The following is a 26,205-nucleotide window of genomic DNA, read 5'->3' on the forward strand; positions in this document are numbered from 1 at the left end:
ACAATTTCTAATGGGGAATGATGTGAATACCATGTTTCTATTTTTTTTAAGTTTAATGTTAACCTGCCCAATTATCGCGCTTGCCATTAACTGCATTTTAATTTCCCGGCTTGTATTTGCAGCACGCTGTGCCGGATATTTGATGGGAGCAGGGTTTTTGATCGGAGTTGGCTTGCTCACATGTTCATCCTTATCAATATATCCTGAGACAAGTTCATTAATCAATCCTGATGCACTGAGTTTGTTGTTATGCAGCCTGGTGTTATTGGTCAGTTTCGTCGTGCATCGATTTTCCTTAAGGTACATGCATGGTGACAGACTCTACAGACGTTTTTTTCTTCTTTTATCAGCACTCACTTTAACAGTACAGTTGATGATTCTTGCCGATAATTTGTATCTATTCTGGAGCGCATGGTTTATTTCCAATTTGCTTCTTGTGGTCCTGATGGTACATAAAAATGAATGGAGTGCAGCAAAAAATTCAGGCCTTTTAGCCTTTTACACGCTCGGATCAGGAAGTCTGTTTTTATTAGCTGCTTTCGTTTTGTTGACAATAAATTATTCGACGAGCTCTATTGCCTTATTGAGCCAGACGCCCGCTTTTGGCGACTTATCGATGCTCTCTCTCTCTATTGGTTTTATTCTGCTTGCCGCACTTACCCAATCTGGTTTATTTCCTTTTCATCGCTGGCTTATCAGCTCTTTGAATTCTCCAACTCCAGTCTCTGCTTTAATGCATGCAGGATTGGTCAATGGGGGAGGAATTCTTGTTGTTAAATTTGCGCCCCTGATGATGTTGCATCCAGGATTGTTAAATCTTCTTTTTATAGTAGGGGCTTTTTCTGCACTACTTGGCACTGTCTGGAAGTTGATGCAGCATGATGTTAAAAGGATGTTAGCGTGCTCCACCATGGCGCAAATGGGTTTTATGATGATGCAATGTGGTGTGGGCTTATTTGCCGCGGCTATAGCACACTTGTGCTGGCATGGATTATTCAAGGCCTATCTGTTTTTAAGCTCAGGATCTGCGGTCAAACAGAACCAATCAGAACTTAAGCCTGTGCACCCTTCGTTCATGATGATCTTTTACTCACTGCTTGGCGGGATGATTGCGATGTCTTCATTTGCTTTCGTTACCAATAAGCCCGTTTCATTCTCTGAGGCCAGTGCCTTTGTCTTATTTTTTGCCTTTATAGCTGGTGCACAACTGATGCTCAGTTGGGGACGTACACACCAAACACTTCTGAGTTTAGTATCAGGATTAGTGTTTGCTTCATTTTCTGGCCTTATGTATGGCGCAAGCATACATCTTATTGAGTGGTTAATTCCGAGTATATCCAATCTACAAGCACCAACGCTTGCATCAATTCATTGGATCACCATGAGTTTATTTGGCGTCTTGTGGCTGGCATTTAATTTTGGAACGCATAAAAAAATGGGGCAATCAAAATTAGGCTGCTGGCTTTATATGAACTTGTTTAATTCAAGTCAGCCCGCCAGAAAAACTGTGACGGCATTTCGAAGCGATTACAACTACTAAACGAATTAAGGAGTATTTATGACCAGTGCAAAAAAGTTAACGAAACACGACATTTCAAGAACTGAGATTAAAAGTGTTGGTATGACCTGTCATCAGACAAAAAGTAACGATATCGAAATACATGCCCTGGTGCACAATGCCGCAAAGAGCATCGCTCCTGTTTGGCCTCTTGAAACCTTTATTGCGTGTAATCCCTTGCAAGGGCTTGAAGCGCAATCTTTTGAGGAGGCGCTTGCTCAAGGTGGGTTCAGGCGTCAAAGAGGCGAGCGTAACCTGCAATTAGAAGATGTTAATCTTCAGATGATTAAATGGTGCGGTGGCTTTTTTGATGCAGGTCAGGGCAGCATTGACATGCCTTATCGTGAAAAGGGGTTTTATTATGGCTTTTTAAAATTAGCTTATTTTGACAAGCAACTGCACCATAATAAAAGAGACGCTAAAGACTTTATGCGGCACTTACCCGCGTCCCCGGAAGAGGCAATCAAAATCTGTCTTTCACGACTTGAAGTCCCTCTGGGTCAAGAAGAAGCCTTTCTTTCACAAACACTTCGTTATTTACCTGGTTGGGCAGGTTTTGTGAAATGGAAGACTGATTGGCAGAACACCAAAAAACCAATAGAAAAACAGGTTACCCTAACTGATTTTCTGGCCGTGCGTTTAGTACTGACTTGCATCCTTTGGCCTGATGCAGCCAGGGAAAAAAAAAGCGTCGAAGATGGCTCTTTGGTTAAAAAAATATTGGGCCAAATAAAAAACAATGAGGAAGAGTACCAGCAAAAGTTATTAGGTCTGCTTTTACCCGAGTTAAATAAAGAAGAGGCTCAAGGGGGGCGCAAAAAGGCTCAGTTGGTTTTTTGTATTGATGTTCGCTCTGAGCCTTTTCGTCGTGCCATTGAGTCCCTGGGGCACTATGAAACATTGGGTTTTGCAGGTTTTTTTGGTCTTCCTGTGCGCATTAATGAATTTGATACCAATAGAAATAAAGAATGTTGTCCTGTCTTGTTAAAGCCGAAATATTCGATTAAGGAAATGGCAGCTGCTGCCAATAAAGATGACTTTGATCGGTATCAGCGAGGAAAGGTGTTCATAAACCGATGTAAGAATCTCTATACGCAGCTTAAACAAAACATTTCCACTCCTTTTGCCCTGGTCGAATCGTTAGGTCTTTGGTGCGGTTTGAATATGACTCTTAAATCCTTATCTCCAGAATTGAGTAACTCGTCATTATCAGCAATTAATCGTTGGTTGAAGCCTCCTGTGCCAACAAAAGTGGTTTATGAATTAAGTGAAACCGATGCGGAGCAGGGTTTGTCGTTGCCAGAGCAGATTAGTTATGCTGAAACGGTATTACGTCTCATGGGATTGACTTCTGGTTTTGCCAAACTGATCGTTCTTTGTGGTCATGGTAGTGCTACGGAAAATAATCCCTACGCTTCTGCTCTTGATTGTGGTGCTTGCGGTGGGAATCATGGTGGTATTAATGCTCGATTATTGGCATCCATTTTGAATAAACCTGAGGTTCGACGTGGTTTGGAAGATTGCGGCATGCACATCCCGTTAGATACTCAATTTTACGGTGCATTGCATAACACAACCACTGACTTGGTTGAGCTGTATACAGATGACGTCGCTAAACCCATCTATCCTGAACTCCTTAGTCAATTACAAAAGGATTTAAACGAAGCCAAGTGCATAACCAATCAAGAACGAGGATTGAAAATGCATGGCGGCACTGCTCCTGGAGACATTACACGAAGAAGTTTGGACTGGTCTGAAACTCGTCCTGAATGGGGATTAGCACGAAATGCTGCGTTTATTGTAGCGCCTCGTCAACTTACCAAAAATATCTCTCTTGATGGCCGCTGTTTTTTACATTCCTATCGTTTTGAACAAGATAGGGAAGGGGCATTGCTCGAGACGATTTTGACCGCCCCTATGGTAGTAGCTGAGTGGATCAATACCCAGTATTTGTTTTCTACCCTGGATAATGTTGCCTTTGGAAGCGGAAGCAAGATTACGCACAATGTGGTTGGAACCATAGGGGTCATGCAAGGAAATGGAAGTGATTTGATGAATGGGCTTCCTCTGCAATCAGTCATGAGTTCTGATAACGAAGCCTATCACGAGCCTCAACGTTTATTGACAGTCGTTTATGCGCCTAAAGAGTTGGTTTCTCAAGTGATTGAAAAGCACTCCATCTTAAAAACCTTATTTTTTAACCAATGGGTGCGTTTGCTCGTTATCGAACCGAGCAAGCAAGGTGTTTATCAATTAAATCAATTGGGTCAGTGGATTTTAGTAAAACAGTCTGGAGAGTAAAATGAGTGTGATTAAAGTTCAAGAAAGAAAAGATATTGGCATTAATTTGCATCCCATGAAAAAAATCGAGATTATTGTTGCTGGAGAACATGAGCATTTTATCAATTCTATGATGGAAGAAGCTTCCGTTACGGGATTTACCCTCATCAGAAATGTTTCAGGAAAAGGGCATCATGGTTTTCATGAGGGAAAAATGATGTTTAATGACAAATCGTCATTAGTTCTGTTTATCGCTGTTGCTCCTGAGGAGGTAATCGTTTCCCTTGCCTTGGGGATGAAAACTTTGTTTCAGAACGAGTCGGGAGTTATGTTTGTTTCTGATGTTTCAGTGGCACGACTTGATTACTTTCACATTATGAATACTTAATTATGTATTATAAAAATCAAGATGTTTTATTAGCATCCAAGCATGAAAAGGAACGGGCAATTGCTCCACCTTTTAAGGCAAGATTATCGTGCACTCTGAGGGTGCACGATTTTGACACGGATCAGTTTGGCATGTTTACCGGAGAGATTGCCCGCACTCAGGGGCCTTATGAGACTTGTCTTTTAAAAGCCAAAACAGCAGCAGAGCACTATGATTATGCTCTTGCTGTGGCTTCTGAGGGAAGTTTTGGGCCTCATCCTGCATTTCCCTTTGTGCCAAGTGCGCATGAGTTGATGGTTTTTGTAGATAGAGAACACGATTGGGTGATTGCGGAGCAGCTGGTGAGTTCAAAAACAAATTTTGCGATGATTACGATTAACCAGAATACACCTGTTGATGCCTTTCTCAGTCAAGTTCAGTTTCCATCTCATGCACTGATTGTGCAAGCCAGTTCTGATAACCGTGTTCTTGCTAAAGGGATTACCAATTTTAATACCTTGAACCATCATTTAACTATGGGTTTTAAAAATGAGAAGGACCTTCGTTTAGCAACCGATATGCGTGCCATGATGAATCCAACCCGAATGGGAGTGATTGCTGAACTAGCTGAGAAATTAGCATTAAGAATTGCTAATGTCTGTGCTCGATGTACCTGTCCAGGGTTTGGATTCAAATCAACCCGTGGCAAACTACCTTGCTTTTTTTGTGGATCTTCAACCTCATTTTATGAAGAAGAGGTTTGGGGGTGTATTGCTTGTGATCATCAAGAGTTTAAAATGCGAAAAGATGGGTTGTTGAAGGCCGATCCTGCGTACTGTGATTATTGTAACCCTTAAAATGCATGAAGTCGCGATGATGAGAGGGGAACTTTTAATCTGAATAAAAGGCCTCAAAATGAGGCCTTGGTTGACTATTCTTCGACGAGTATTTCAATTTTTTTCTCAGTTGCGGCTTCTTTTTTAGGAATTTTTATTTCAAGAACCCCATGAGTATAACGTGCTGTGATTTTAGCATCATCCGCAGTTTGGGGGAGGCTAAAGCGACGATAAAATTGCCCTTGAGCCCGCTCTCTTCGGGTATAAATTTGGTGTTGTTCTGTTTTTTCAAACAGTCGCTCACCTTTTATAGTGAGAACATGTTGCTCTAAAGAAATACTGATGTCCTCTTTTTTTACTCCAGGAACGTCTGCGATGACTAAAAAGCAGTCCTTTTCTTCTGTAATATCCACCAAAGGTGACCAAGTGCTTGTTTCAATGTAAGATGAGTCATCCTGCTTTTGCAGGTTAAAAAAATCATCAAGTAAATGGCCCATATCACGGTACATGGGCATAGTTCTTCTTAATGTGTTCATGCTGTCTCCTTAGAATATGTTTTTGGTTGGATATTTAAATAATGGCTTTTGAACAAAATTCAAGGCAGACATCTAAAATTTTTTGTGGGTTATTCTTTCTATTTTTCGATAATATTTGACAATATTGTTATAAAAATTTGCATTTGATAGATTTTTTCACTATATTAAATCCAATTTTTGAAGCAGGTTTTTATCATGTGTATTAAAAATTCCAGCTGCAGATGCGGCAATCTGGAAATCGCTATTAAGCAAGATCACGAACAAAAGTTAAAGCAGGTTTTTGAGCGATATTTTGTTGTGGAGTTGTATCATTTTATATCGGATGCTTATAAAGTAATCGAACTTAAGGATGAGCATCATTACTCCAAAAGGATGAATCACTTAGTACAAGAATATCTACTGGATAATTCCCCAAATTCAATTAATGTCAAAAATGAGCGCTTAAAACTGGAGTTTATGAGCTTATATGATGAGCATATCGATGATTTGGAGTCAGCAAAAGTTACGCTTGATAATAAACTTGCTGAATTAACAAGAGATGTTCAGTTCCTGGCATATCAAAATCTTTCTCATGATGATTATTTTATCAAAGCTATGGAACCGGTTGATAAATCAAATAGCATGAAAGAAAAAAATGACAAATCCAGCAAATGTTCTGGATGCACTATATTATAATTGCAAAAGTGGCACTAGCCTTGCGTTATTCATTTACCAATTTAGGGGGTATTGGGCGCAATGCCTTTAATGGTTCTGATTAATGAAATCCATTATTATCGTCACTGATTCATGGACAGAATATTCAGATGTGTCTAATGTCATAGATTTGGATTGCCATGGCTCATAATCTCGATGTAGTACATCAATCCATTGAGGTAATTTGTGCCCTGGTATATCGGCTTCTCTGCTTTCAATTCGGTGCTGATGCTCTTGGGGATCAGAACAAACCAGTTCAATTTCGATAACAGGGTGGTGTGCATCTTTCGCTACTTTTTGCCAGTCATTGCGGGTAATTGCAATGGAATTAACTGAATCAGCAACAACAGAAAGTCCTAACTTTAGATTATCTAGCGCAATAGCATAACAGACCATATAACCCTCTGGTCCTGTGACATGGTCTGGGTTAGAGCATTTTTTCAGAGCTTGCTCTACGGTATCAACACGCAGATATACCGCTTTTAATTGTTTCGCAATCAGTTTTGCTAGTGTTGTTTTCCCAGTTCCAGGAAGCCCGCCAAAAATAATTAACATACTTCAACCTGATTATTAAAATATAACGACTAATGAATGAGTGAGTATAGCTCGATTAAGATGCCATATAGCTTTTTTCATTTGTTTTTTGTGGTTCGATAACCCGTTCCTTTACCATTAAAATAATCACAATCGCGCATAGAGCTATGAATGTCTGGAAGTGATACATTTTTTGGATATCAAACAGATCAGTACGGAATGTAATGAGCAAGTATATTGCCAGAACTCCTAGTCCTGAAATGCTATTAAAAGTCGATTGCAGACGCCCTTGAAATGCCTTATCGGCAAGAAGTTGGGCTTGAGTGAGAGACAAGGCCCAGCTTGATAAACCAAAACCAATAATGAAATAGAATACATAGCTGATTATTATATTCTCATTAATTGAGAATACATGCAGACCTATTGCCATGCCCGTCATGAGCAGCACTAAGGTTCGTTTTATTTTGATTAATCTGCATAATATGGGCGAAATCAGACAACCAATAAAAATTCCCATAGAGAAAAGAGCTTCTAAAATTGCAAACATATCGGCACCAACCTTAAGCACTTCTTTTGTGTAGGGAAGCAAAAGGATGGGAATAGTCATTAACAAGATCATGATGCAGGTTTGGATTGAGTAAATTCCAAGAAGACGCTGATTGTCTTTTAGGTAGTAGATGGAGCTTACAAAGTCCTCTATAAAACTACTTTTTTCTTTATCTGGTGTGCCATAGCAGTGTTCTGGTTTACATTTCATGCGCCAATTGAATACCCCAGCCAATAAAAACAATAATCCACCAAGAGCAAGAGTGTTCATCAGACCTAAATATAAAACTAAAAAGCCACTCATCCCCATGCCAATTATAGTTCCCAGTTCATAGAGCATATCGACAGTGGCATTGGCATTCATCAAGTCATGTTCAGGAACAATACTGCTGATCATAGGCACGGCTGCCGGCATATAAAAGGACACAAAAATACCGAGAAATGTGGCCAGGATAAATACATTGGTTGGTAGATTCAGGTAGTAGCCTACTACAAAACCAATAACAAGCAGTCCACGTATCGTGTTGGACATTATCATTAAATTTTTACGGTTGTATTTATCAGCGCATACACCAAAAAAAGGACCCAATAATATAGTGGGCAACCAAATACAAAACATCATTAAAGCTATCCCGCTAATTGATTGCATTTTTTCATAAGCAAGCCAGGAAACTGTGATATAAATCAATCCATTTCCTAAAGTTGCTGAAATGCCGCTTAAGGCAAAATAGAGATAGGGCTGAATAGAAAAAAGCTTAAGGCGTGTTTTTAGTTCATTTATAATCATAATAAAAATTCTCAGGTCCATCCAGTTATTAGTAGGCCAGCTAATGGGGAAGAGCCATTTAAGTTCAAGCCAGGGGAATTTAAAAATTGGCGTGCTTTGACAATTCGAACCCTGGAAAGAGTTTCATTGTACACAAGGTCATTCATTTCTCAAATTCCAGGACAATGAAGCCAAGAATGCCTGTAACTCCTATCCCAATGGTATGCCAATGATTCAGGGAATCTGTGTCCCTCGAAGTTGAAAAAGCTATATTCGTTTTGCTTCATTTAATTTCAAGTTTGGCTATGTAGTAATCTGAGAACGGCAGGAATTTTATCGCCAGCCTGTATGTGACTAAATCATCAGTAACTTATCCCAAATTATGAAAAAGATGATTGCTATTTTTTTTGATTTTAATAGGCTTTTACAGGAAAAATAAATCCCTGTGGTTTAAGTGCCCAAAGTGAACAATTGATTTTTTGTAGAATATTTTCGGCAGTATTACCAATAAAAAAGCCAGATATTCCTGTTCGTGCGACAGTCCCCATCACTAAAATATCAATTTTATTCTCATTTACGCATGAAGGAATAAGCTCTGCAGGTCGACCTTTCAGGTGATAGATGGTTGGTTGATCTTTCAGGCCCGATTCATGAATCAGCACACCCAATGCACTATAATGAGATCGGCTTTCTTTCATATTGATTGTAAGCAAAATCAGGCTCTTTTTTTATCAGTAACACCGGAACAGGGCTTTGCCTGATAATTGAGCCAGAAGTGGTACCTACAACATACTCATTAATATAGTAACGACCATGTGCATCAATACTTAATTGACCTGTTAGTATTTGGTTAAGATAGACATTTAATTTATGATTTTTCATTTTCGAATTCAGAATGAGGCAGGTTGAGTTGAATCCCAAGTACTTGTAGTGCTTGCAGCATTTTTCCAATTTGGCTGGAAGCATCATTTGACTAATTTAAATACTTCTACTATTCTGGAATTATGGACATAAAAAATTCACTAAAAATATTTGATACCCTTTCTCAAGAAACGCGTTTACGAGTGTTTCGACTCCTTGTTCAAGCGGGACCGGAAGGATTACCAGCAGGCGCAATCGGCGATGAGTTAGGTATTTTACATAATACCTTATCATTTCACTTAAGCCATTTGTCCAATGCCGGAATTGTCACGTCCTATCGCCAAGGGCGTTATGTATTTTATTCTGCAAATTTTGAGTTAATGCGTGATTTTATCGCATTCATGGTTCAAGACTGTTGCAGTAAACAACAAGTTCAAATTCAACAATCAGGAGCAAGAGATTGTCTGGTTATTGAATTAACTGATTGCTGTAATTCTAAAAAGGAGTAAATTATGAAACGTTTTCATATTCACATTGGTGTTAACAATCTTGCTGATAGCATTCGTTTCTATAATGCCTTGTTTGGAGCCGAACCGGTAAAAGTAAAATCCGATTATGCCAAATGGATGCTGGAAGATCCTCGTATTAACTTTGCTATTTCAACTCGCACAGCCAAACATGGTGTGGAACACTTAGGCATACAAGTAGATGATGCTACTGAATTAGATGCCTTGAGAAAGCAGTTTTCTCAAGCCAATATTTCAACTCATAGTGATGGTGAGACGACTTGTTGTTATGCCAAATCGGAGAAATCTTGGGTAAATGATCCTTCAGGAATTGCATGGGAAGCCTATCATACTATGGAAGACGCTCAGTTTTTTTCTGGCGACAAGATATCCGAGGGTTCTTGCTCAATACCCAGTCAAAATACCTCGACTGCTTGTTGTGATACCAAACCCAAAAAAACTGGCTGTTGTGGGTAATGAATACTAAGCCTATAAAGTTACTATTTCTTTGCACCGGAAACTCATGTCGGTCAATTATGGCGGAGGCGATAACCAACCATTATTCTAATGAGCGCTATCTGGCTTTTAGCGCAGGTAGCGCTCCGACTGGTATCGTGCATCCAAAAGCGATTGAAACTCTTGCACGCCATGGAATCCAATGTAACGCGGGACACAGTAAATCATGGAATGAATTTGAATCACAATCAATTGATTTAGTTATTACAGTCTGTGACCAGGCAGCTAGTGAGAGCTGTCCCATTTTTCCAGGACAACCTAAGAAACTCCACTGGAGTATCCCTGATCCTGCTAAAATAGAAGGATCCGAAATTGAAATCAACGCAGCATTTGAGGCGGTATTTAATCAACTTAAGCTACGAATAGAACAGGAGTTGTTATCATGACCACTTGTAGCACTCGTCGACTTTCATTTTTAGATCGATATTTAACCTTATGGATTTTCATGACGATGGCTGCTGGTGTCGTTATCGGCTCACTCTTTACCAGCGCATCGCAATGTTTGAACTCCCTGTCAATTGGCTCCACCAATATTCCTATTGCGATTGGTCTGATTTTAATGATGTATCCTCCATTAGCCCGGGTAAAATATGAAGAACTTCCACTGATATTCAAAGACTGGCGAATTCTCTTGTTGTCATTGCTTCAAAATTGGCTCATCGGACCATTTCTCATGTTTGGTCTCGCCGTTTTGTTTCTACATGGGTATCCCGAATACATGACTGGGCTTATTCTTATTGGTTTGGCACGGTGCATTGCTATGGTGATTGTCTGGAATCAGTTGGCAGAAGGGGATAATCAGTACGTTGCAGCTTTAGTGGCATTTAACAGTATTTTTCAATTGCTGTTCTTCAGTGTCTATGCCTGGTTTTTTCTAACTGTTTTGCCACCTATTGTTGGCATGAACGGGCAAATAGTCCACATCAATTTTATGACGATTGCTCAAAGCGTCTTTATTTATCTGGGCATTCCTTTTTTTGCAGGATTTCTGACTCGTTTTGTATTGATTAAAAGAAAAGGGTTAACCTGGTATGAAACCATTTTTTTACCCAAAATTTCTCCCATTACCTTGATTGCTCTGCTTTTTACGATTCTTGCGATGTTTTCTTTGAAAGGCGCTATGGTATTGCAACTTCCACTTGATGTCCTACGCATTGCCATTCCATTGGCCATATATTTTGTGGTGATGTTTTTTGTCAGTTTTGCGATGGGTAAGCTCATTGGTGCCAGTTATGAAAAGACAACGGCAGCTTCATTTACCGCAGCCAGTAATAATTTTGAATTGGCCATTGCTGTTGCAATTGCCACTTTTGGACTTAATTCTGCCATTGCTTTTACAACGGTCATTGGGCCACTTGTTGAAGTGCCCGTTCTTATTTTACTGGTGAATGTTGCATTTTGGTTACGAAAGCGCTGGTTTTTAAGAACAACTAATAAGTAAGCGCTCTAATCTAATATTGAAATCATTCAGTAGCTGCTCCAGCAGTGGTTATTGAAACAGGGAGGCAAGCTGATGAAATTTCTACAACACCCCCGGGTTTCCTATTCTTTACTGGTAAAGGTGGAGTAGGAAAAACCGATAGCTTGCGCCACTGCAGTTCAACTTGCTGAAACGAATAAGCGTATATTTCTGGTCAGTACTGATCCTGCTTCCAATGTGGGGCAAGTTTTTGGTGTCAGTATAGGTAATCAAATCACCGCAATCCCAACAGTAGCAAGCCTCTATGCGTTGAAAATTTTAGGTAGCATGATTTAAGACATACTTGGGCTAGCTGGCATGTTCAAAATGGAACGAGTTTAAAAGAGTTGCAACAATTAAGTGGATGGTCAAGTTTTGACATGGTTTTGAGGTATGCTCATTTGTCAGGCGATCTTCTAAGAAGCGTAGCTAATTGAATTAATTCGTTAGGTGTAACAAGGCAGGTTCAATGATTTTCTCAACTCATTTCGTTATCCAAATGGGTTGAGATATTTGGAGTACCAGATATTTCAATAGTGCTGAAGCACATTTTTTTTAGTCTGCTATACTGAACATAGCAATTGCAATGGAAGTATTCATATTCTAATAAGGAGACTTAATTTATGATCATTAATAAAATGTTAATATTAAGTTCCCTGATGCTTTTATTCAGCGGAACTTTATTTGCAACGAGTTGTCCTTCAGTTGGTGGATATACGGTGAGTTCTCATAATGCAAACAATACCCGCTGCATATATCGATCCAATGCGACAGTTAAATTGAACCTTGCTGGCCAACGTGTACAAAATCCAAATTGTCCTCGTTTTACTTTAACAGACCCTGGCTTTCGATTGGTGAATTGTGCTCATAATTTACTTCTTAATAAATGCGTATGCACCATAGTGAGTAATTGATAAGGTCATTCATCACGATTTGTCTTGTCGTGGTGATACCCCAGGAATGGTGAGATAGATCTGGCCACCTTAGTTTTGCAAATAATAGAGCCGCATGTTGTCGCTGGAATAAGCACTAAGATAACCAAGTTCTCTAAGGTGGCGGATGGTTGTGTAACTTATTGATTTTAAAGCGATTTAAATGGCGCGCTCGGAGGGACTCGAACCCCCGACACCTTGGTTCGAAGCCTGATACTCTGGTTTTAAATTCGTTATAAATCAATGCCTTGTGAAGCGTCAAATTCACCAGGAACTGCCTAAAACTGCCTATTACAGCGTAGTGCCGCCACAGTTGAGACACTTTTGGTCACAGAATAAAATTAACCTTTTTGTTTTAAATAAAATCAATAGTAGATTTTGAATATTCAATTTACAAGGTGCTAATTTTTTCGATTGCCCCCAAAACAATATTTCTAGAGCGTTCAAGCCGAGCGATTGCTTTTATCGCCTCTAACCATTTAGGATCTTCAATGAGCTTTTTAAAGTATCCTGAAATAAATTGGACAACATCTTTTGGTGAATTCATTATTTCTACTAATAATTCAGGCCTGCCATTAATAACATTGATGATATCTTCTAAATCCTTACAATCCCAATAATCATTATTCTTGTAGGCTCTATCAGTGAATGCTTCAAGCTTTGTAGCAATGAAATAGACGGCGTTGAGTATCTTGATTTTTTTGTCTTTAATTTGAATCTCAATTGCATTGTCAAAACCTGCTTGATACCAATTTGAATTGATTCCTTGTAAAACACCATCAGTGTACATGACATCAATCATAAAATTATCTAACACATATCTGCAATTGACATTCCCATCCGGCTTAAAACCTAAGCTTTCCAGCTTTTTCTGTAAAGAATAATGGGCAACAACATCAGTTTTTCCTAAATCCAGAGCGACATCAATATCATAGGTTGGTCGTACATCATCTTCTATCAAGTCAGTGATTAATAGCCCAACGATTCTGCCACCGACATAAACAACGTGTTCGTTCAGATCTTTTAAAAGAGTCGCTGCCTTATATAGTGCTTCATTATTTTGTTTAACTCTTATTGATTCCATACAAAGTGTTCCAATAGTTCTTTTGCAATTTTATTTTCTCGCTTCCCACCTAATCGGATCAGATCAAGTGCACTAATAATGGCATAAAAATTTTCATCAGGGTTTCTATCCAAAGCATTGGGTAATGTTTTATATATAGGAGTTAGGGCCAGTCCTTTTGTATTTCCATTCATATAAGGCCATACATAGGATTCCTCACTCAAAATTAAATTTTTAAAATAAGGGGAGCTATAGGCTGCTGGCATGCCTCGTGTTGCTATATTAATTTCCGCTGGAAAATGATACTTCACACTATGGACAAAAAACTCCATAAGCTCATGCTTATGGAGTTCAATGCTATCATCCGAATAACGCGTTAAAAGCTTCGTAATCTCTAGCCTTTTAATACTTTTGGTTACTTCAGATTGGCTGATGTAAACCTCATGAGCGATGCTTTTAAATTCAATTTTTTCTTTAGTGTTATTTTTTAAAAGCAATTTAATGAGAATAGCTATGTCTTGCCCTTTAAGCATGAAAAGCTCCAGTCTACTTTAATGGGATTATAGCATATGAGTTTCCGATTTCCAAATTGGAAACTGGAAATCTTGAATCCGTCATTCCCGCCCATTCTGAGTTACCAACGAAGCCATTACTTGCAAGCGGGAATCTATAACCAGACTTGAACGAGAGTCATTCTCTGCTGCCTCTCTTTTATTTTCAGCCTGCCGTGTTTTTTTAAAAAACTTGACACAGATCTTTGATTTTGATCTATTACTCACTTTTGGTGAAAGAAAAGTGACTCTTCAAGCTTATACATCCAAATCTGTTGATCACCTTGGTCTGGTTTCTGCTCTATGTCAGGAGCTTGGAATTGCAGAGTTTGTTGATAACCAACTCCCCAACAAATCACAGCATCGCCACATTAGTTATGGGCAACTACTGGTTGCGATGATATTAAATGGCCTGGGCTTTGTAAGTCGAACTCTCCACATGTACCCGGATTATTTTGCAGATAAACCGGTGGAACGTCTTTTGGGCACTGGAATAAAGCCTGAACACATCAATGATGACGGCCTTGTACGTTGCAGAAACCCTTCAGACCCTTCAAGAACAGAAGCAACTTTTCATTACCCGTGTTCCACAAAAACTGGTTGAAGCAAAAAATCTGATAAAAAATCAGGAACAGCTGTTGTTTGAACCTGTGGTTGGAGCAGCAGGACTACACGCTGGCATTCGATATTGAAATTATCAAAGACATTAGTTATCAGGGTCGAGGCCGCCCCGGAGCCAATGCGATAGGTGATATTCAATATCAGGTAACGGCGAAGCTTGCGACCAGCCTTCAAAAAAAGGAAACAAAAGAGGATGAAACCGGCTGTTTTATTCTTGCAGCGAACGACATCAGTGACAAACTGACCATGAATGAATTGTTATCTCACTATAAATCTCAACAGGTCGTTGAGCGTGGGTTTCGCTTTTTGAAAAGCCCGGATTTTTTAACAGCATCGCTTTTCTTGAAAAAACCAGAGCGTATCGAGGCATTACTCGTGGTTATGACCTGCTCATTAATGATTTATGCAGCCCTTGAGCATCTTATCAGAACCAGGCTTCGTGAAAAGGCTCTGTTTTTTCCGGATATGAAGAAAAAACCAACACAAAATCCAACAGCCAAGTGGATCTTTTCATGTTTCACTGGCGTTCATGAACTCACTGCTGGCGTCGATGTAAAGGTCATTTTAAATCTGAATGACAGGCACAAAATTATTCTTGATTGCCTTGGAGAACGCTACTGGAGAGCTTATTTATTAAAAACAAAAGCAGAAAGCCGCTTCGTTCAAGTGTGGTTATAGATTCCCGCTTGCAAGTAATGGCTTCGTCTATGACTCAGAATAGGCGGGAATGACGTAATTCAGAATTCAGGTGCGGAATGTGGGCTCTATGAGTCCAAAGGCCTTAATCTGGTTGACTCTCATCAATGATAAGTTAAGAGTAGGGCACGTTTTGGCCACAATGATGCATAAAACCAAGTGATTTACTTACCACCCAATGAATGTAACCTATTGATATTAAATAACTTAAATGGCGCGCTCGGAGGGACTCGAACCCCCGACACCTTGGTTCGAAGCCAAGTACTCTATCCAGCTGAGCTACGAGCGCAATGGGTGATTTTTTATAAATCGTTGTGCTATTTTGGTCTATATCAGGAGGGTTGACCAAAATGGTGGGCCGTATAGGATTCGAACCTATGACACAGAGGTTAAAAGCCTCCTGCTCTACCAACTGAGCTAACGGCCCTCTACAGGGTATTCTTTATTTAAACTACTTTGTTGGTATCAGTTTATAAAACTGGTGGGCCGTATAGGATTTGAACCTATGACACAGAGGTTAAAAGCCTCCTGCTCTACCAACTGAGCTAACGGCCCTAAAGAGGCTGAAATCATACCGGATTAGCGAATAATTTCAAGTGTTTTATTAATTTTTTTTGAATTAAATTTAATCTTTATGAAAATTTTACATGTAAAATGCTTTAAATGATTTAAAATTGAATGGATTTAGATTTAAACGAAAAACCAACATGTTGCATCATCGTTTTTTTCATCGCTGCAGCAAAAACATCTGTTTGATTTGATGCAAGATGATTTTAAAATTGTAAATACTCCACATGATAAGAGCTTAAGATATTTGGAAGTTGCTATTGTCTTCATGACTTAATGTATTGTCATCCTGATCATCACTACAATGAAAAGCAGCTCTTTGTTCTTGTATTGCTCGTCGTGCATCTTTGGTCTTATTACTTAATTTCTCTATTTCGCTTGAAGTTCCATTAAGACCATTTTGACTGTCGTTTTTTGCTGAATGTATCCTCTCAATTGTAATATCTAGGATGGCTCTGTTCATTGCGTCTCTAATTCCATTTAACCCGCAGGTGATAAACTCTGTTAAAGGCTTTAAGCCCAAACTGTTTTTAACTGCAAATCCTATTCCTTCCATTGTATAGGCTGTAGCAGAAATCACAGCTTTTAGTGGGTTATAGCCAATGGGACCTAGAATTTCATTGATTCTTCCGCCAAGTTCCTGAATGGAATGACCTACAGCAAACAATGCACCACCGCCAATATATCCCAGGTTGCCTACAAAACTGATTAATTCTTTTAGTAAGCTTAGTGCTGTATGGAGCACACTGGATAACAGAGCCCTGACTTCACTGGGATCCTGGATTTTGTATTGACGTCCGTAATTGTCTAATAACTTTTTCAGCATGACTGATAGTTCTGAGGTGCTTGCTTGTTGTTCCATCACTTTGTAATGGTTCTCAGCTATATCCAATATGCTGTGATATTTTTCATCATTTGATAGGCTCTTATTATTAACTAACACATTAATTTCTTTGATAATATTTTCTGCGCGTGCATTCTCTGTCCTTACACTAGAGAACTGCAAGAGCGATTTTTCTCTTTGATATTTAAAAATAAGGCGGTAAACATCCATTTCCAGGAGGGCTAATTTGTCTGGCGTTTTTTGAAGTATCAAGTCATTGGTGATTAGATTCGGGAATATTTGAGCTACGGTAGCACAGGGCTCCAAGTGGTAGAGTCCTCCTGGAGAACCAACGGTGATAATACCATTAATTTCCTTTACACCTCGGGATTGTAATCGCTCAAATAATTTAGGATTTCCCTGTTTTAAGGAATTCAATTCATGTTGAACTTGTTCCTGGGTAACATGACTGTCTTCAGGAAAGCGGATATCGAATTGATTTTGTTCAAATAAATAATTAAAGGTTTTAGGATAGGATATTTTAAAAAGTTCGCGCTCTAATTGATTGATAAAAAAATCTGGATTTTTAACATAAAAATCCAAGTGGTTATTTAAAGATCTTTGTACTCTGGGAGCTGGTATGCCATCAGCTAGATTCGTTTTCATCCCGGATTTCAGATAAGCATCGCGTTCCTTATGATGCATACTGAATAATTCGAGTAACTCCTTGGCAGTTGGATTTTGTGGTAAATCAGCAGGACTTTTATAATCATTATTGTAAACGATTTGTGGTATTTGGTCGTTTTTAAATCGAGTTCCATGTTGGGTTAAAAATTGATGCATAGAATACCAGGCAATTTGGGGGCCGGAGGTCATTTGATCATTTTTAATTTTGGTGGTGTCTGAATGATTACCGTACATAGGCAACATGGATACTTTTGTGACTTTTGGGGATTGGATAATGATACGGGTTAAATCTTGGGGTTTAAAATCGCGACGCATTTCATCCATTTGCAATACAGCAACGTAATTTTTGACATTATCAGGGACTACACGCCCATCCATTACACTTTTATCACTTAGTCCAGCTACTGGATCCATGAGAAACAGATTTAAATTAATGTTTTGCAATTGGGTTAATAGTTTTTTCTCTGAACTGTTTAAAGCTTTTCCTGCCCGTAGCAAACGCTGCTCTCTTGCTGCCAATGCCTCTTCTTGTCGTTTTAAAATATTTGCAATATGAATTGTGGTTACTGATCCGCGACTAAATCCTGCCAGATTAATAGTATTAGAATCATCTGGTTGGCTATTTAACCAGCTAATGATGTGCTTTGCTGCTCTGAGGGCATTCGCCTTAACTTCAGTACCTAATAAACTCGGACCATCTACATGGATGGAATGTTCCTGGTCACAGGCTTTGGAAAATTGGGAAATAATATTATTGGTTTTCTGGTGATTTTCACCAGTCCCATAACAAAATACAGTAAATATAGCCATGTTTTGCCCATACTGTCGCTATACTTTTATTATAGATGTTATTTATAAAAGTTTGGTACAGAGATGTTGTAAGAGGTGCTGTTCATGGTTTAACTGGTGAGCTCTTCTTCTGATGCGACAATTTTCCACCCTTCATCTTCCATTTTTTTTCTCAGGGTTTGCAGATTCTGACGTTTGGTTAGAATCAGCAGGGTATCTGAGCCTAATGCCCCGCAACCTTTTATTGCGATTATTTCAGAGTTTGCTTTCAGGGCATTGATCATGTTCATGCTGTGTTCGGCAACCAAATTCAGACTTGATAGAATTTGGTGATACTGATTTATAGCATTCACTAATTGTTCACTATCCTGGTGTTCAAATGCCAGTTTCGCTTCATCAACCACACGGGACATGTCATTTATTTCAGTTGGAAGGGCGGTGTGCAAGAGATGTTGATGGGTCGCAAGTTTAACTCCGGTATGAAGGATCAGAAATGAAAGATCCTTAAAGGGCCAATGGTAGGATTGCACGGTATTATTGAGCTTATTAATGTACACACATCCTTTTCGAGCTTGAGCTATTACATCGTAGCCACTTGGTCTTAATCCTTCACCTGACCAGGAGCTTTGATAATATGCTTCCAACATAGATTGCTCATCAGGTATTTTCTGATGCACATGACATGCAGCCCAATAACTTCCAAGAAACTGGGCACTGGAGGCTCCAAGGCCGCCGCGCTCTTGATAAGGGTCGTGCCACCTCAAGAAAGTGTCTTTGCATTGAGCTTTACTCCACCATTTTCCTGCTGGTGAATCAGGATGAATGGAGGATTGTTCTTCTCGTTCCGTTAATGAGAGTTTAAAACAGGGCGCAGTGGTGAGTATGATTGCAGAACCTCCTGTTATTGCAACGTACTCGCCTAGTAAGAATGTTTTAGCTGGAATGAGCCATTTCATAGAGCCACAGGAGCCTGTCTGATGGCTGCTAACAGGTCATGTGCATTATTAAGGCTGACTCTTTTGTTAGTATCCAGCCATTCCTGTAAACGCTCTTTGAGTATGGGCATTTCATCTTCCTCGGCACCAGCAACCAGCAGCAGATTATCAATATGTAACTTCATATGGCCCTGAATGATGCCATCGGTGCATAATGCTTTAATTGCACCAAGGTTCTGAACAAGACCTACAGCTGCAATAACCTGCGACAGTTGGTTTGCAGAACTAATACCCATCATTCTCAGGCACATTTTGGCTGTTGGATGCAGGGAAGTAACCCCACCGACAGTGCCTACTATGATTGGAGCGGTGAGTTCACCAGTCAGTACATCATCCTGATAACGCCATTTGGTAATTGCTTGATATCGTCCAGAGCGGGCTGCGTAAGCGTGTATACCTGCTTCGACCGCTCGCCAATCATTACCAGTAGCAATTAAAACCGGATCAATACCATTCATTACGCCTTTATTGTGAGTCGCTGCTCGATAGGGATCCATTTCCGCAAAAAGGGATGCCTCTTGCAGTTTGTGCCCTAAAACAGGATCAACATGACGCAGGATTACTTGTGCAGTCGTTAATTTTTGGTCATTTAAATTAGATAGAATGCACATGGTGACTTCTTCACCAGTTAATTGTTCTATGGGAGACTTTAGGTATTCTAAAACCTGATTAACGATGTTTGCCCCCATGGCATCACAACTATTCATGGTTAAATGAATAACAGCCATATCCAGGCCATCTTCTCTTTTTAAATGGCGTAATTGTAAATCAATAACTCCGCCACCTCGTTTTACCATATTCGCAGCAACATCTTCATTTGCTTTTTTTATAAGATTAAGGCGATTATCTTCAAAAATACGGGAAAATCGTTGAAGATCGTGTATTTTGGCTAACTGAATTTGCCCAATTATACAATCACCCTGTATTTTGGTGTTGATTTCACCGTGTTGCCGAATCCATTTTGCTGATTTGGATAAAGCAGCAATAATCGATGTTTCTTCAACCGCTAAAGGGATTACGTAATCACGGCCATTGATATTAAAATTTGTAGCAACGCCCAAGGGTAGTTGAAAATATCCGATTACATTTTCAATCAATTTGTCTGCGAGATTCAGGTCTTTTATACCGCCTTGCTGAAGAAAGGCGATGTCCTCTAGAGTCATAGCTCCCAATTCTAACAACCGGTTAAAACGATCTTGTCTGGACAGTTTTGAGAATCCACGAAATAATTCATTGGCATTGGAGACTAAAGACATACTTTCTCCTTTAAATCGCTAAGTATTTGACTACCTGTACAGAACATGGCGGTTTTTAACTCATATTCTGTTGTAGCCATTTTGTTAAGCACGTGCTCTGTTGAGCTCAGTGCTGCTTCTAACATGGGTTTGGCAAATCCGATAGATGTTGCGCCGAGTGCGATTAACTTGGCTGCATCCAGACCATGACGCACTCCTCCTGAACCCCAGATTTCAAAAAGAGGATTTATTTGCATCGCATTTTTAACACTTTGCAGTGTATCGATGCCCCAGTTCCTGAAGGTATTTGCCGTATTGTGGCGAATTGAATTTTTATCCGCGCGCTGGCCTTCTATACGTCCCCAATGAGTACCGCCAACTCCGCTGACGTCAACAGCTGCGACACCGGTTTCATTAAGGCGAGCAAGAGTATTTTGGGAAAAGCCACATCCAGTTTCTTTAATGATTACAGGGACTTCCAGACTTTTAACTAATTCGGTTAGAGCCTTCCAACATCCTTTAAATTCAGTCGTTCCTTCGGGTTGAATGGATTCCTGAAGTGGATTGCAATGAATAATTAATGCTTCTGCCTGCAGTGAGTCAATTAATCGCTGAATCGATGATAGGGGCGTATTGATTATTTGAGCAATTCCGAGGTTGCTGAATAATGTTGCCTTGGGAAAATCACGACGCAACGGTTTCCACTCGAAAGCGGCCTGGTTATCCGTCAGTTCTCTCCGTTGCGAGCCTACGCCCATTGCCCATTTCGATTCAGTGCAGGCTTCAATGAGTCTTCTGTTGATGTCTATGGCATTCGAATGACCTGCTGTCATGGAACTGATAAAAAAAGGATTTTCCACAAATTGATTAAATCTTTTGCTTTGAATGGAAATATCCTGAAAATTAATATCGGGCAGTGCTTCATGAATTAAAGAAAACTGATCGAATGGGTTTAATTCACTGCTTTGATTCGCAGGCATCAGGGCAAGTTCAATATGATCTCGTTTGCGTTGTTCAAACTGGCTGTAGTCGTTTTGCATGCCTGAATATAGTTTTGTGAAAAATAGGGTTGATTTTATCATAAAGAAAGAAACCAAACTACCTGATTTAAAATGTATCACCAGTCGTATGCGTCTACTGATGCTAAAAATACCGGAATGTAATGTGATTACGCTCCGGTATTTTGATGATGTACTGATTATCCAAATGTACTGTTATCTATTACCAGCGGTAATAGTATCGGTAGGGTCGATAATAACGATAGGGATAATAGTAGCGATATGGGTGATAATATCGATAGGGGTAATAATAACGGTAAGGCCTATACCCATAATAAACATACCAGGAAACCTGAGTAGGGATGACTTTGGAAATGGGGGCATTTAATTCCCTTGAATCTGCTCTTGCCGGTGTTACTAATACCAACGCACCAATGAATAACGATAAGAGTGCAATGAGTCTGATTATCGAGGTGCTTTTAGGCGTGTAGTTATCCATGTTTAACTCCCAAACGCGTATACCTTTATTAGTATAGTTCAATTTTTAGTCATGTGGCATGATATTGATAAATTGACGAAAGCTTATTTTGTTGTATGGATATACGTTTTAACGAGCATGACCAATAAACAGTGAGGATCATTCAGGGACAAACCTTATTACATAGGGGTATAGCAAAATGGTTAATAGACCCAGATGATCGCGGATTTTATGTTTATTCAGAACGGATTAGTTGATAAAGGTAGGAATACATAATTACGCTCATCCAGAGTATCCTTGCCCAAAGCCTAAGTTTATCAACTTGAATCGGATGTTTTTCACTAATATTTAAACATGCAAACACTTGATTTTAGCTCATTATGACTTGCTTGTTACAAAAGTGACCAAAATTTTTACTTAATTTTCACAAAATGTCTGTTCTTTTTATGAAAAGTGGTGTACAATGTGGCTACTATTTGATCATTGACTTTGAGGTGTAAAAAATGGCCAGAAATCATAAACGTGAAGCAGCCGCTTTTAATAAAGCTAATAGAGCACTTGAGCAAACGATTTTAAGCTTGAGGGCGTGTAATTCATATGAACGATTACAAGCGATTTTAAAATCAATTGATAAAGCGAAAAAAAGCACTCAAAGTCCTTATTTTCCACAAAATTTAACTGTACAACATCACACCATTATATTAGGACAGAAAGAGACTATTAACTCTTTGGTAAGAGAAAAGACTTTAGCATTTCCAGCGCCAGTTGTTCCTGTTGCTCAGGATGTTCCTGTTGCTCAGGATGTTCCTGTTGCTCAGGATGTTCCTGTTGCTCAGGATGTTCCTGTTGCTCAAAATGTTCTCGTTGTGCGATATGCTCCTGTTGAAGAAGCTAATGAATTATCTGATCAGCCACAACATGAAAACAACCGCGTAGAGTTTGATAGAACCAGATTTAGTGATTTACAGAAAGTTTTTGTTCAGATGATGTTTTTAAGTGATAAAGTAGAGGAATTGTATACAAAACATGAATATTATGTAGCTGAAAACAATGATAAAGAAGCTTCTTATCGCAAAGCCGCTGATGCAGGTAGAGCACTGTATGATCAAATTTCATCATTGTGCTCGCAGTATGTCAAGAAGGAAATTGATCTGGATGCATTTAAGCAGCAATCAACAGATTTGTTGAAGAATGATAATCCAAACGTCGCTGAGTTGAAAACTCATCGTGAGTATAAGGATGTGTTGGTTAATCTGTTAATCGCGCTTACTGGCGTGGGGCTTTTAGCTATTGCCGCAATGTCTGTTTACAATGGTCGTTTTACAATGTTCAAAACCAATACAGATTCTGGAAGCAAAATAGATGCGTTAAAAGACACTCTTGAGCACGTACAAACAACTGTAAATCCTAATTAATTCTTCTTTGATGAACTGCTCTGGTCAATCATATTGCCAGAGCAGTTTGTTTTTGTAGTGTTCATCTTCAGATTCATTTTGATTAGGTAATGCAAACATGTTCTGTTAATGATTAAAGAAATGACCTAATCTTTTTGCCGATGCACGTAATTCAAGTTGTTCTGTTTGACTATGTTCTGCGGCCGGTTTGAATAATCGTTGTTGCGCGGGATTGTAGTTAAAAATTTTAAGATTTTGATCTGCTGATTGCACAGTATCATTGAGTTGAAACGCTGCATTCAATGTATTCTGTGGTCTTGCGTCGAGGCTTTGGATTAAGACCAATCCATTTTGCAGGGCTTGATAAAAGCGTGATACAGGACCTTGTAGGGCAGCAATGTGATCATAAATGACACCCGGTTGCGGAGCGCCTCCAATATCTTCAAGAGCCAGTTTTAACTCATTCATGTTCATTACAAAAGATTTTTGCTTCTCGATTACTTTGAGCATGATATCAATCAATTTTATATTTTTTGTGCGCTCTAATGCTTTTTTCTTATCAAGAACCTGGTTGAGTTGACTGTGGGCAATCATTCGGAGTAATGAGTCAACAAGCTGGTTTAGCATGGCTAAAACATAGTGCAAATCATCGCTTCCCAAAGCAAAAGCTAAACGCTCTCTGTTTATCAAATCAGAATGTTGAGGTTCAATCCCGAGTAATTGCAAGAGATACTGTTGCAAACCGGATAGTTGATATAAGGCATTTTGTGTATCCAGCCTGTATTGTAATACCAGTTGCATGGTGCGTATAACTTCAGGATCATTCAAGGAGTGTGGATTGGTTTGATCCCATCCGCGCATAAACTCTTCCAAAAGTTGGTTGGATTCATTTAAATTCTGTTCTGCTTGATCAATCAGCTTTTGTTGGTCGTTTATAAGCATATTAATTAATCTGAAGAATGAATAATATTATGGTACCATGATTTATTAGTTTTGCGGATTCAGGGTTTTATGTATGATGTTAGCACTATTTAATTTTAATCATAGTCTATGGAACAAATAAGCGCTCAAATTGTATTTGATAAGGATGAAGCCAAATTTCAGTGCTCGGGTGCATGGTCTGTTTTGGCACTTGATGGTTTGACAAAAAAATTCCAAACAAGCGAGCTGCCAAAATCACAAAAAGTGGTTATAAACGGCGAATCCATATGCCATTTTGATAGTGCAGGGGCCTTGGCCTTGATGAAATGTGTTGATGAACTTAAAGAAAGGGATAATCAGATTGAATTGACCAATTTCTCTGATACCCAAAATCAACTTCTGCAATTGGTCGAATCAAAACGAGACAGCCTGACTTATCAGATCCCGCCTCAACCCCAAGAGGGTATGCTGTATCAAATAGGTAAAGAAGCTGAAAATAAATTATTTCAGGTCGATGGTTTGATTATTTTAATCGGTGATTTGAGCACCAAAATTTTTCAAGCCTTGGGGAATTGGCGGCGGTTTCAATTACCCAGTATTGTATCGAATATCGATTCAGCGGGTCTTAAAGCATTGCCCATCGTGGCTTTACTTTCATTTCTGATTGGTGTGGTTCTGGCGTATCAAATGGGTTTGCAGTTAGCTACTTATGGGGCAAATATATTTATTGCCTACTTATCGGGAATGGCTATTTTTCGGGAGTTTGCTTCATTAATTACCGCGATTATTGTTGCCGGAAGAACCAGTTCGGCATTTACTGCCCAGATAGGCAGCATGAAAATTAATGAAGAAGTTGATGCCTTGTTGACTATGGGGCTGTCCCCAACTGAATTGCTTGTGGTTCCCAAGGTTATTGGCTTGCTTATCGTGTTCCCATTATTAATATTTTGGTCAGATATCTTTAGCATCTTTGGGGCAATGATTATGTCCAAACATATGTTGGGGATTGGGTTTGACGACTTTCTTGTGCGTTTAAAGAATGATGTTGGGCTTTCTCAGTTAATGCTCGGCTTGTATAAAGCACCTGTTTTTGCTTTGTTGATTGCTTTAGTCGGTTGCTTTCAAGGGTTTAAGGTTAAGGCAACAGCGGATAGTATTGGCAGTCAGACTACCAAGAGCGTGGTTCAGGCATTATTCCTGATTATTATCGCAGATGCTGCGTTTTCGGTGATATACAGCTGGATGGGACTCTAGATGAGTGAACCGGTTATCGAAATCAAAGGATTGAAAAATTATCTTGGTGGTCAATGGGTGCATACTGATGTGAACCTGACAGTGGAGCAAGGTGAAATACTGGCGATAATTGGTGGTTCCGGAAGCGGCAAGACAACTATATTACGAAGTTTGTTGATGTTATTGAAACCTACTGCTGGTAGTATTAAAGTATTCGGAGAGGATGTTTTGAATCTTGATCCGGAAAAGGCATTTCTGCTTCGTCGGCGATGGGGCATGCTGTTCCAGCACAGTGCTTTATTTTCAGCCATGACGGTTTTGGAAAATGTGATGTTTCCAATGAAGGAGTTTACCAATCTGGATCGGGACTTTATTGAACAACTGGCGCGGTTGAAAATATCCTTGGTTGGATTGCCTAATGAAGCTGCAGGTAAATTGCCCTCGGAATTGAGCGGTGGAATGCAAAGGAGAGCCGCTGCAGCACGAGCGATTGCCATGGATCCTGAGTTATTGTTTTTGGATGAACCAACCACCGGTTTGGATCCACGAGGCGCCAGGTTATTTGATGACCTGGTGGTTTTTTTAAGGGATTCTTTGAATCTGACTATTGTCATGATCAGTCATGATATAGAATCGTTAAAACGAACTACTGACAGAGTCGCATTTGTTGGTGATGGGAAAATTCTCAGTGTGGAACCGATTAACGAATTAATGAAGAATAAAAACCCGTTGATTGCTGATTATTTCAGCAAATTTTAAGATAC

25 protein-coding genes, 3 tRNA genes and 4 pseudogenes are annotated in these 26,205 nt (G+C 39.4%); 16 read left to right on the top strand and 16 right to left on the bottom strand.

The features are described 5' to 3' along the window. Positions 1 to 31 precede the first annotated feature (31 nt). From ELY21_RS04845 to ELY21_RS04860, 4 genes are read left to right on the top strand one after another with little or no spacing between them, the layout of a single operon-like run. Positions 32 to 1,540, top strand: coding sequence for a proton-conducting transporter membrane subunit (locus tag ELY21_RS04845; protein WP_233588669.1), 1,509 nt, complete (start codon positions 32 to 34; stop codon positions 1,538 to 1,540). Between the two features lie 18 nt (positions 1,541 to 1,558). After that, positions 1,559 to 3,859, top strand: coding sequence for a DUF2309 domain-containing protein (locus ELY21_RS04850; RefSeq protein WP_127107404.1), 2,301 nt, complete (start codon positions 1,559 to 1,561; stop codon positions 3,857 to 3,859). A gap of 1 nt (position 3,860) precedes the next feature. Continuing rightward, the gene (locus ELY21_RS04855; RefSeq protein WP_028383526.1) at positions 3,861 to 4,226 is read left to right on the top strand and encodes a P-II family nitrogen regulator; all 366 of its coding nucleotides are present in this window, start codon (positions 3,861 to 3,863) and stop codon (positions 4,224 to 4,226) included. A 2-nt stretch (positions 4,227 to 4,228) separates the two neighbouring features. Further along, positions 4,229 to 5,062, top strand: coding sequence for a DUF6671 family protein (locus ELY21_RS04860; protein WP_127107406.1), 834 nt, complete (start codon positions 4,229 to 4,231; stop codon positions 5,060 to 5,062). Between the two features lie 74 nt (positions 5,063 to 5,136). Here the strand turns inward: ELY21_RS04860 and ELY21_RS04865 are convergent, their stop codons facing one another. Then, a complete protein-coding gene (locus ELY21_RS04865; RefSeq protein ID WP_127107408.1) occupies positions 5,137 to 5,577 on the bottom strand; it encodes an Hsp20/alpha crystallin family protein in 441 nt (146 codons plus the stop codon). A gap of 195 nt (positions 5,578 to 5,772) precedes the next feature. On the opposite strand from ELY21_RS04865, the gene ELY21_RS04870 reads away from it, so the two are divergent. Then, positions 5,773 to 6,252, top strand: coding sequence for a hypothetical protein (locus tag ELY21_RS04870; RefSeq protein WP_127107410.1), 480 nt, complete (start codon positions 5,773 to 5,775; stop codon positions 6,250 to 6,252). Between the two features lie 66 nt (positions 6,253 to 6,318). Here ELY21_RS04870 and ELY21_RS04875 read toward each other — a convergent pair whose 3' ends face one another. From ELY21_RS04875 to ELY21_RS15805, 4 genes and pseudogenes are all read right to left on the bottom strand, one after another. After that, positions 6,319 to 6,825: an AAA family ATPase gene (locus tag ELY21_RS04875; RefSeq protein WP_127107412.1), complete on the bottom strand. Its 507-nt coding sequence runs from the start codon at positions 6,823 to 6,825 to the stop codon at positions 6,319 to 6,321. A gap of 55 nt (positions 6,826 to 6,880) precedes the next feature. Continuing rightward, on the bottom strand, positions 6,881 to 8,137 hold the full coding sequence (locus ELY21_RS04880) for an MFS transporter (RefSeq protein WP_158618514.1): 1,257 nt from the start codon (positions 8,135 to 8,137) through the stop codon (positions 6,881 to 6,883). Between the two features lie 392 nt (positions 8,138 to 8,529). Continuing rightward, positions 8,530 to 8,814: pseudogene (locus tag ELY21_RS04885) on the bottom strand (universal stress protein); the annotation flags it as partial. Position 8,815: 1 nt separating this feature from the next. Then, positions 8,816 to 8,938 (bottom strand): annotated as a pseudogene (locus ELY21_RS15805) (universal stress protein); the annotation flags it as partial. Positions 8,939 to 9,120: 182 nt separating this feature from the next. On the opposite strand from ELY21_RS15805, the gene ELY21_RS04900 reads away from it, so the two are divergent. The 7 genes and pseudogenes from ELY21_RS04900 (at position 9,121) to ELY21_RS04930 (ending at position 12,372) form a co-directional block, all read left to right on the top strand. Next, positions 9,121 to 9,486, top strand: coding sequence for a helix-turn-helix transcriptional regulator (locus ELY21_RS04900; protein WP_127107416.1), 366 nt, complete (start codon positions 9,121 to 9,123; stop codon positions 9,484 to 9,486). A 3-nt stretch (positions 9,487 to 9,489) separates the two neighbouring features. Next, positions 9,490 to 9,960 carry an ArsI/CadI family heavy metal resistance metalloenzyme gene (locus tag ELY21_RS04905; protein ID WP_127107418.1) on the top strand — a complete coding sequence of 157 codons (471 nt, stop codon included), beginning with the start codon at positions 9,490 to 9,492 and terminating at the stop codon, positions 9,958 to 9,960. Then, positions 9,960 to 10,385 carry an arsenate reductase ArsC gene (locus ELY21_RS04910; protein WP_127107420.1) on the top strand — a complete coding sequence of 142 codons (426 nt, stop codon included), beginning with the start codon at positions 9,960 to 9,962 and terminating at the stop codon, positions 10,383 to 10,385. Before ELY21_RS04905 ends, ELY21_RS04910 begins: the two co-directional genes overlap by 1 nt. After that, on the top strand, positions 10,382 to 11,440 hold the full coding sequence (gene arsB / locus ELY21_RS04915; protein WP_127107422.1) for an ACR3 family arsenite efflux transporter: 1,059 nt from the start codon (positions 10,382 to 10,384) through the stop codon (positions 11,438 to 11,440). The genes ELY21_RS04910 and arsB overlap by 4 nt, the downstream gene beginning before the upstream one ends. A gap of 189 nt (positions 11,441 to 11,629) precedes the next feature. Then, on the top strand, positions 11,630 to 11,755 hold the full coding sequence (locus ELY21_RS15965; protein ID WP_305036014.1) for a hypothetical protein: 126 nt from the start codon (positions 11,630 to 11,632) through the stop codon (positions 11,753 to 11,755). Beyond that, positions 11,746 to 11,895, top strand: a pseudogene (locus tag ELY21_RS15915) (tyrosine-type recombinase/integrase); the annotation flags it as partial. The gene ELY21_RS15965 and the pseudogene ELY21_RS15915, both read left to right, overlap by 10 nt. A 186-nt stretch (positions 11,896 to 12,081) precedes the next feature. Next, positions 12,082 to 12,372 (top strand): hypothetical protein, encoded by a 291-nt coding sequence (locus tag ELY21_RS04930; RefSeq protein WP_127107424.1) that lies wholly within the window; start codon positions 12,082 to 12,084, stop codon positions 12,370 to 12,372. 409 nt (positions 12,373 to 12,781) lie between these two features. Here the strand turns inward: ELY21_RS04930 and ELY21_RS04935 are convergent, their stop codons facing one another. Both ELY21_RS04935 and ELY21_RS04940 read right to left on the bottom strand, forming a co-directional pair. Beyond that, positions 12,782 to 13,474, bottom strand: a complete 693-nt coding sequence (locus ELY21_RS04935; RefSeq protein ID WP_127107426.1) for a hypothetical protein — start codon at positions 13,472 to 13,474, stop codon at positions 12,782 to 12,784. Beyond that, entirely contained in the window at positions 13,462 to 13,986 is a 525-nt protein-coding gene (locus ELY21_RS04940) for a LysR family transcriptional regulator (protein ID WP_127107428.1), read from the bottom strand. The genes ELY21_RS04935 and ELY21_RS04940 overlap by 13 nt, the downstream gene beginning before the upstream one ends. A gap of 262 nt (positions 13,987 to 14,248) precedes the next feature. Here ELY21_RS04940 and ELY21_RS15995 point away from each other — a divergent pair. Next, positions 14,249 to 15,303, top strand: a pseudogene (locus ELY21_RS15995) (IS1634 family transposase). Positions 15,304 to 15,533: 230 nt separating this feature from the next. Here the strand turns inward: ELY21_RS15995 and ELY21_RS04950 are convergent. The 8 genes from ELY21_RS04950 to ELY21_RS04985 all read right to left on the bottom strand — a co-directional run bounded on the left by ELY21_RS04950 (position 15,534) and on the right by ELY21_RS04985 (position 21,914). Beyond that, a tRNA-Arg gene (locus ELY21_RS04950) sits at positions 15,534 to 15,610 on the bottom strand. 62 nt (positions 15,611 to 15,672) lie between these two features. Next, a tRNA-Lys gene (locus tag ELY21_RS04955) sits at positions 15,673 to 15,748 on the bottom strand. 52 nt (positions 15,749 to 15,800) lie between these two features. Then, positions 15,801 to 15,876, bottom strand: a tRNA-Lys gene (locus ELY21_RS04960). 250 nt (positions 15,877 to 16,126) lie between these two features. Continuing rightward, positions 16,127 to 18,208, bottom strand: coding sequence for a DUF5621 domain-containing protein (locus ELY21_RS04965; RefSeq protein ID WP_127107430.1), 2,082 nt, complete (start codon positions 18,206 to 18,208; stop codon positions 16,127 to 16,129). A gap of 89 nt (positions 18,209 to 18,297) precedes the next feature. Beyond that, positions 18,298 to 19,143 carry a mevalonate kinase gene (locus ELY21_RS04970; protein ID WP_127107432.1) on the bottom strand — a complete coding sequence of 282 codons (846 nt, stop codon included), beginning with the start codon at positions 19,141 to 19,143 and terminating at the stop codon, positions 18,298 to 18,300. After that, the gene (locus ELY21_RS04975; protein ID WP_127107434.1) at positions 19,140 to 20,438 is read right to left on the bottom strand and encodes a hydroxymethylglutaryl-CoA reductase, degradative; all 1,299 of its coding nucleotides are present in this window, start codon (positions 20,436 to 20,438) and stop codon (positions 19,140 to 19,142) included. Before ELY21_RS04975 ends, ELY21_RS04970 begins: the two co-directional genes overlap by 4 nt. After that, positions 20,429 to 21,457 (bottom strand): type 2 isopentenyl-diphosphate Delta-isomerase, encoded by a 1,029-nt coding sequence (gene fni / locus ELY21_RS04980; protein WP_127107618.1) that lies wholly within the window; start codon positions 21,455 to 21,457, stop codon positions 20,429 to 20,431. Before fni ends, ELY21_RS04975 begins: the two co-directional genes overlap by 10 nt. A gap of 181 nt (positions 21,458 to 21,638) precedes the next feature. Next, positions 21,639 to 21,914 carry a hypothetical protein gene (locus tag ELY21_RS04985; RefSeq protein ID WP_127107436.1) on the bottom strand — a complete coding sequence of 92 codons (276 nt, stop codon included), beginning with the start codon at positions 21,912 to 21,914 and terminating at the stop codon, positions 21,639 to 21,641. 482 nt (positions 21,915 to 22,396) lie between these two features. On the opposite strand from ELY21_RS04985, the gene ELY21_RS04990 reads away from it, so the two are divergent. Next, a complete protein-coding gene (locus ELY21_RS04990) occupies positions 22,397 to 23,308 on the top strand; it encodes a hypothetical protein (protein WP_127107438.1) in 912 nt (303 codons plus the stop codon). Positions 23,309 to 23,413: 105 nt separating this feature from the next. On the opposite strand, the gene ELY21_RS04995 is transcribed toward ELY21_RS04990, so the two are convergent. Further along, entirely contained in the window at positions 23,414 to 24,229 is an 816-nt protein-coding gene (locus ELY21_RS04995) for a hypothetical protein (protein WP_127107440.1), read from the bottom strand. Between the two features lie 108 nt (positions 24,230 to 24,337). Here ELY21_RS04995 and ELY21_RS05000 point away from each other — a divergent pair, with 108 nt between their 5' ends. After that, complete coding sequence (locus ELY21_RS05000) at positions 24,338 to 25,462, top strand: ABC transporter permease (protein ID WP_127107442.1); 1,125 nt, start codon at positions 24,338 to 24,340, stop codon at positions 25,460 to 25,462. Further along, on the top strand, positions 25,463 to 26,200 hold the full coding sequence (locus tag ELY21_RS05005; RefSeq protein ID WP_127107444.1) for an ABC transporter ATP-binding protein: 738 nt from the start codon (positions 25,463 to 25,465) through the stop codon (positions 26,198 to 26,200). Positions 26,201 to 26,205: the final 5 nt, after the last annotated feature.

This window comes from Legionella sp. km535 (assembly GCF_003990085.1).
GTDB lineage: Bacteria > Pseudomonadota > Gammaproteobacteria > Legionellales > Legionellaceae > Legionella > Legionella moravica.

Excerpts from the sequence above, each read along its gene's own strand:
- ELY21_RS04845 (WP_233588669.1), top strand. The coding sequence starts at position 32 with ATGTTTCTATTTTTTTTAAGTTTAATGTTAACCTGCCCAATTATCGCG.
- ELY21_RS04850 (WP_127107404.1), top strand. The coding sequence starts at position 1,559 with ATGACCAGTGCAAAAAAGTTAACGAAACACGACATTTCAAGAACTGAG.
- ELY21_RS04855 (WP_028383526.1), top strand. The coding sequence starts at position 3,861 with ATGAGTGTGATTAAAGTTCAAGAAAGAAAAGATATTGGCATTAATTTG.
- ELY21_RS04860 (WP_127107406.1), top strand. The coding sequence starts at position 4,229 with ATGTATTATAAAAATCAAGATGTTTTATTAGCATCCAAGCATGAAAAG.
- ELY21_RS04865 (WP_127107408.1), bottom strand. The coding sequence starts at position 5,577 with ATGAACACATTAAGAAGAACTATGCCCATGTACCGTGATATGGGCCAT.
- ELY21_RS04870 (WP_127107410.1), top strand. The coding sequence starts at position 5,773 with ATGTGTATTAAAAATTCCAGCTGCAGATGCGGCAATCTGGAAATCGCT.
- ELY21_RS04875 (WP_127107412.1), bottom strand. The coding sequence starts at position 6,825 with ATGTTAATTATTTTTGGCGGGCTTCCTGGAACTGGGAAAACAACACTA.
- ELY21_RS04880 (WP_158618514.1), bottom strand. The coding sequence starts at position 8,137 with ATGATTATAAATGAACTAAAAACACGCCTTAAGCTTTTTTCTATTCAG.
- ELY21_RS04900 (WP_127107416.1), top strand. The coding sequence starts at position 9,121 with ATGGACATAAAAAATTCACTAAAAATATTTGATACCCTTTCTCAAGAA.
- ELY21_RS04905 (WP_127107418.1), top strand. The coding sequence starts at position 9,490 with ATGAAACGTTTTCATATTCACATTGGTGTTAACAATCTTGCTGATAGC.
- ELY21_RS04910 (WP_127107420.1), top strand. The coding sequence starts at position 9,960 with ATGAATACTAAGCCTATAAAGTTACTATTTCTTTGCACCGGAAACTCA.
- arsB (WP_127107422.1), top strand. The coding sequence starts at position 10,382 with ATGACCACTTGTAGCACTCGTCGACTTTCATTTTTAGATCGATATTTA.
- ELY21_RS04930 (WP_127107424.1), top strand. The coding sequence starts at position 12,082 with ATGATCATTAATAAAATGTTAATATTAAGTTCCCTGATGCTTTTATTC.
- ELY21_RS04935 (WP_127107426.1), bottom strand. The coding sequence starts at position 13,474 with ATGGAATCAATAAGAGTTAAACAAAATAATGAAGCACTATATAAGGCA.
- ELY21_RS04940 (WP_127107428.1), bottom strand. The coding sequence starts at position 13,986 with ATGCTTAAAGGGCAAGACATAGCTATTCTCATTAAATTGCTTTTAAAA.
- ELY21_RS04965 (WP_127107430.1), bottom strand. The coding sequence starts at position 18,208 with ATGGCTATATTTACTGTATTTTGTTATGGGACTGGTGAAAATCACCAG.
- ELY21_RS04970 (WP_127107432.1), bottom strand. The coding sequence starts at position 19,143 with ATGAAATGGCTCATTCCAGCTAAAACATTCTTACTAGGCGAGTACGTT.
- ELY21_RS04975 (WP_127107434.1), bottom strand. The coding sequence starts at position 20,438 with ATGTCTTTAGTCTCCAATGCCAATGAATTATTTCGTGGATTCTCAAAA.
- fni (WP_127107618.1), bottom strand. The coding sequence starts at position 21,457 with ATGCAAAACGACTACAGCCAGTTTGAACAACGCAAACGAGATCATATT.
- ELY21_RS04985 (WP_127107436.1), bottom strand. The coding sequence starts at position 21,914 with ATGGATAACTACACGCCTAAAAGCACCTCGATAATCAGACTCATTGCA.
- ELY21_RS04990 (WP_127107438.1), top strand. The coding sequence starts at position 22,397 with ATGGCCAGAAATCATAAACGTGAAGCAGCCGCTTTTAATAAAGCTAAT.
- ELY21_RS04995 (WP_127107440.1), bottom strand. The coding sequence starts at position 24,229 with ATGCTTATAAACGACCAACAAAAGCTGATTGATCAAGCAGAACAGAAT.
- ELY21_RS05000 (WP_127107442.1), top strand. The coding sequence starts at position 24,338 with ATGGAACAAATAAGCGCTCAAATTGTATTTGATAAGGATGAAGCCAAA.
- ELY21_RS05005 (WP_127107444.1), top strand. The coding sequence starts at position 25,463 with ATGAGTGAACCGGTTATCGAAATCAAAGGATTGAAAAATTATCTTGGT.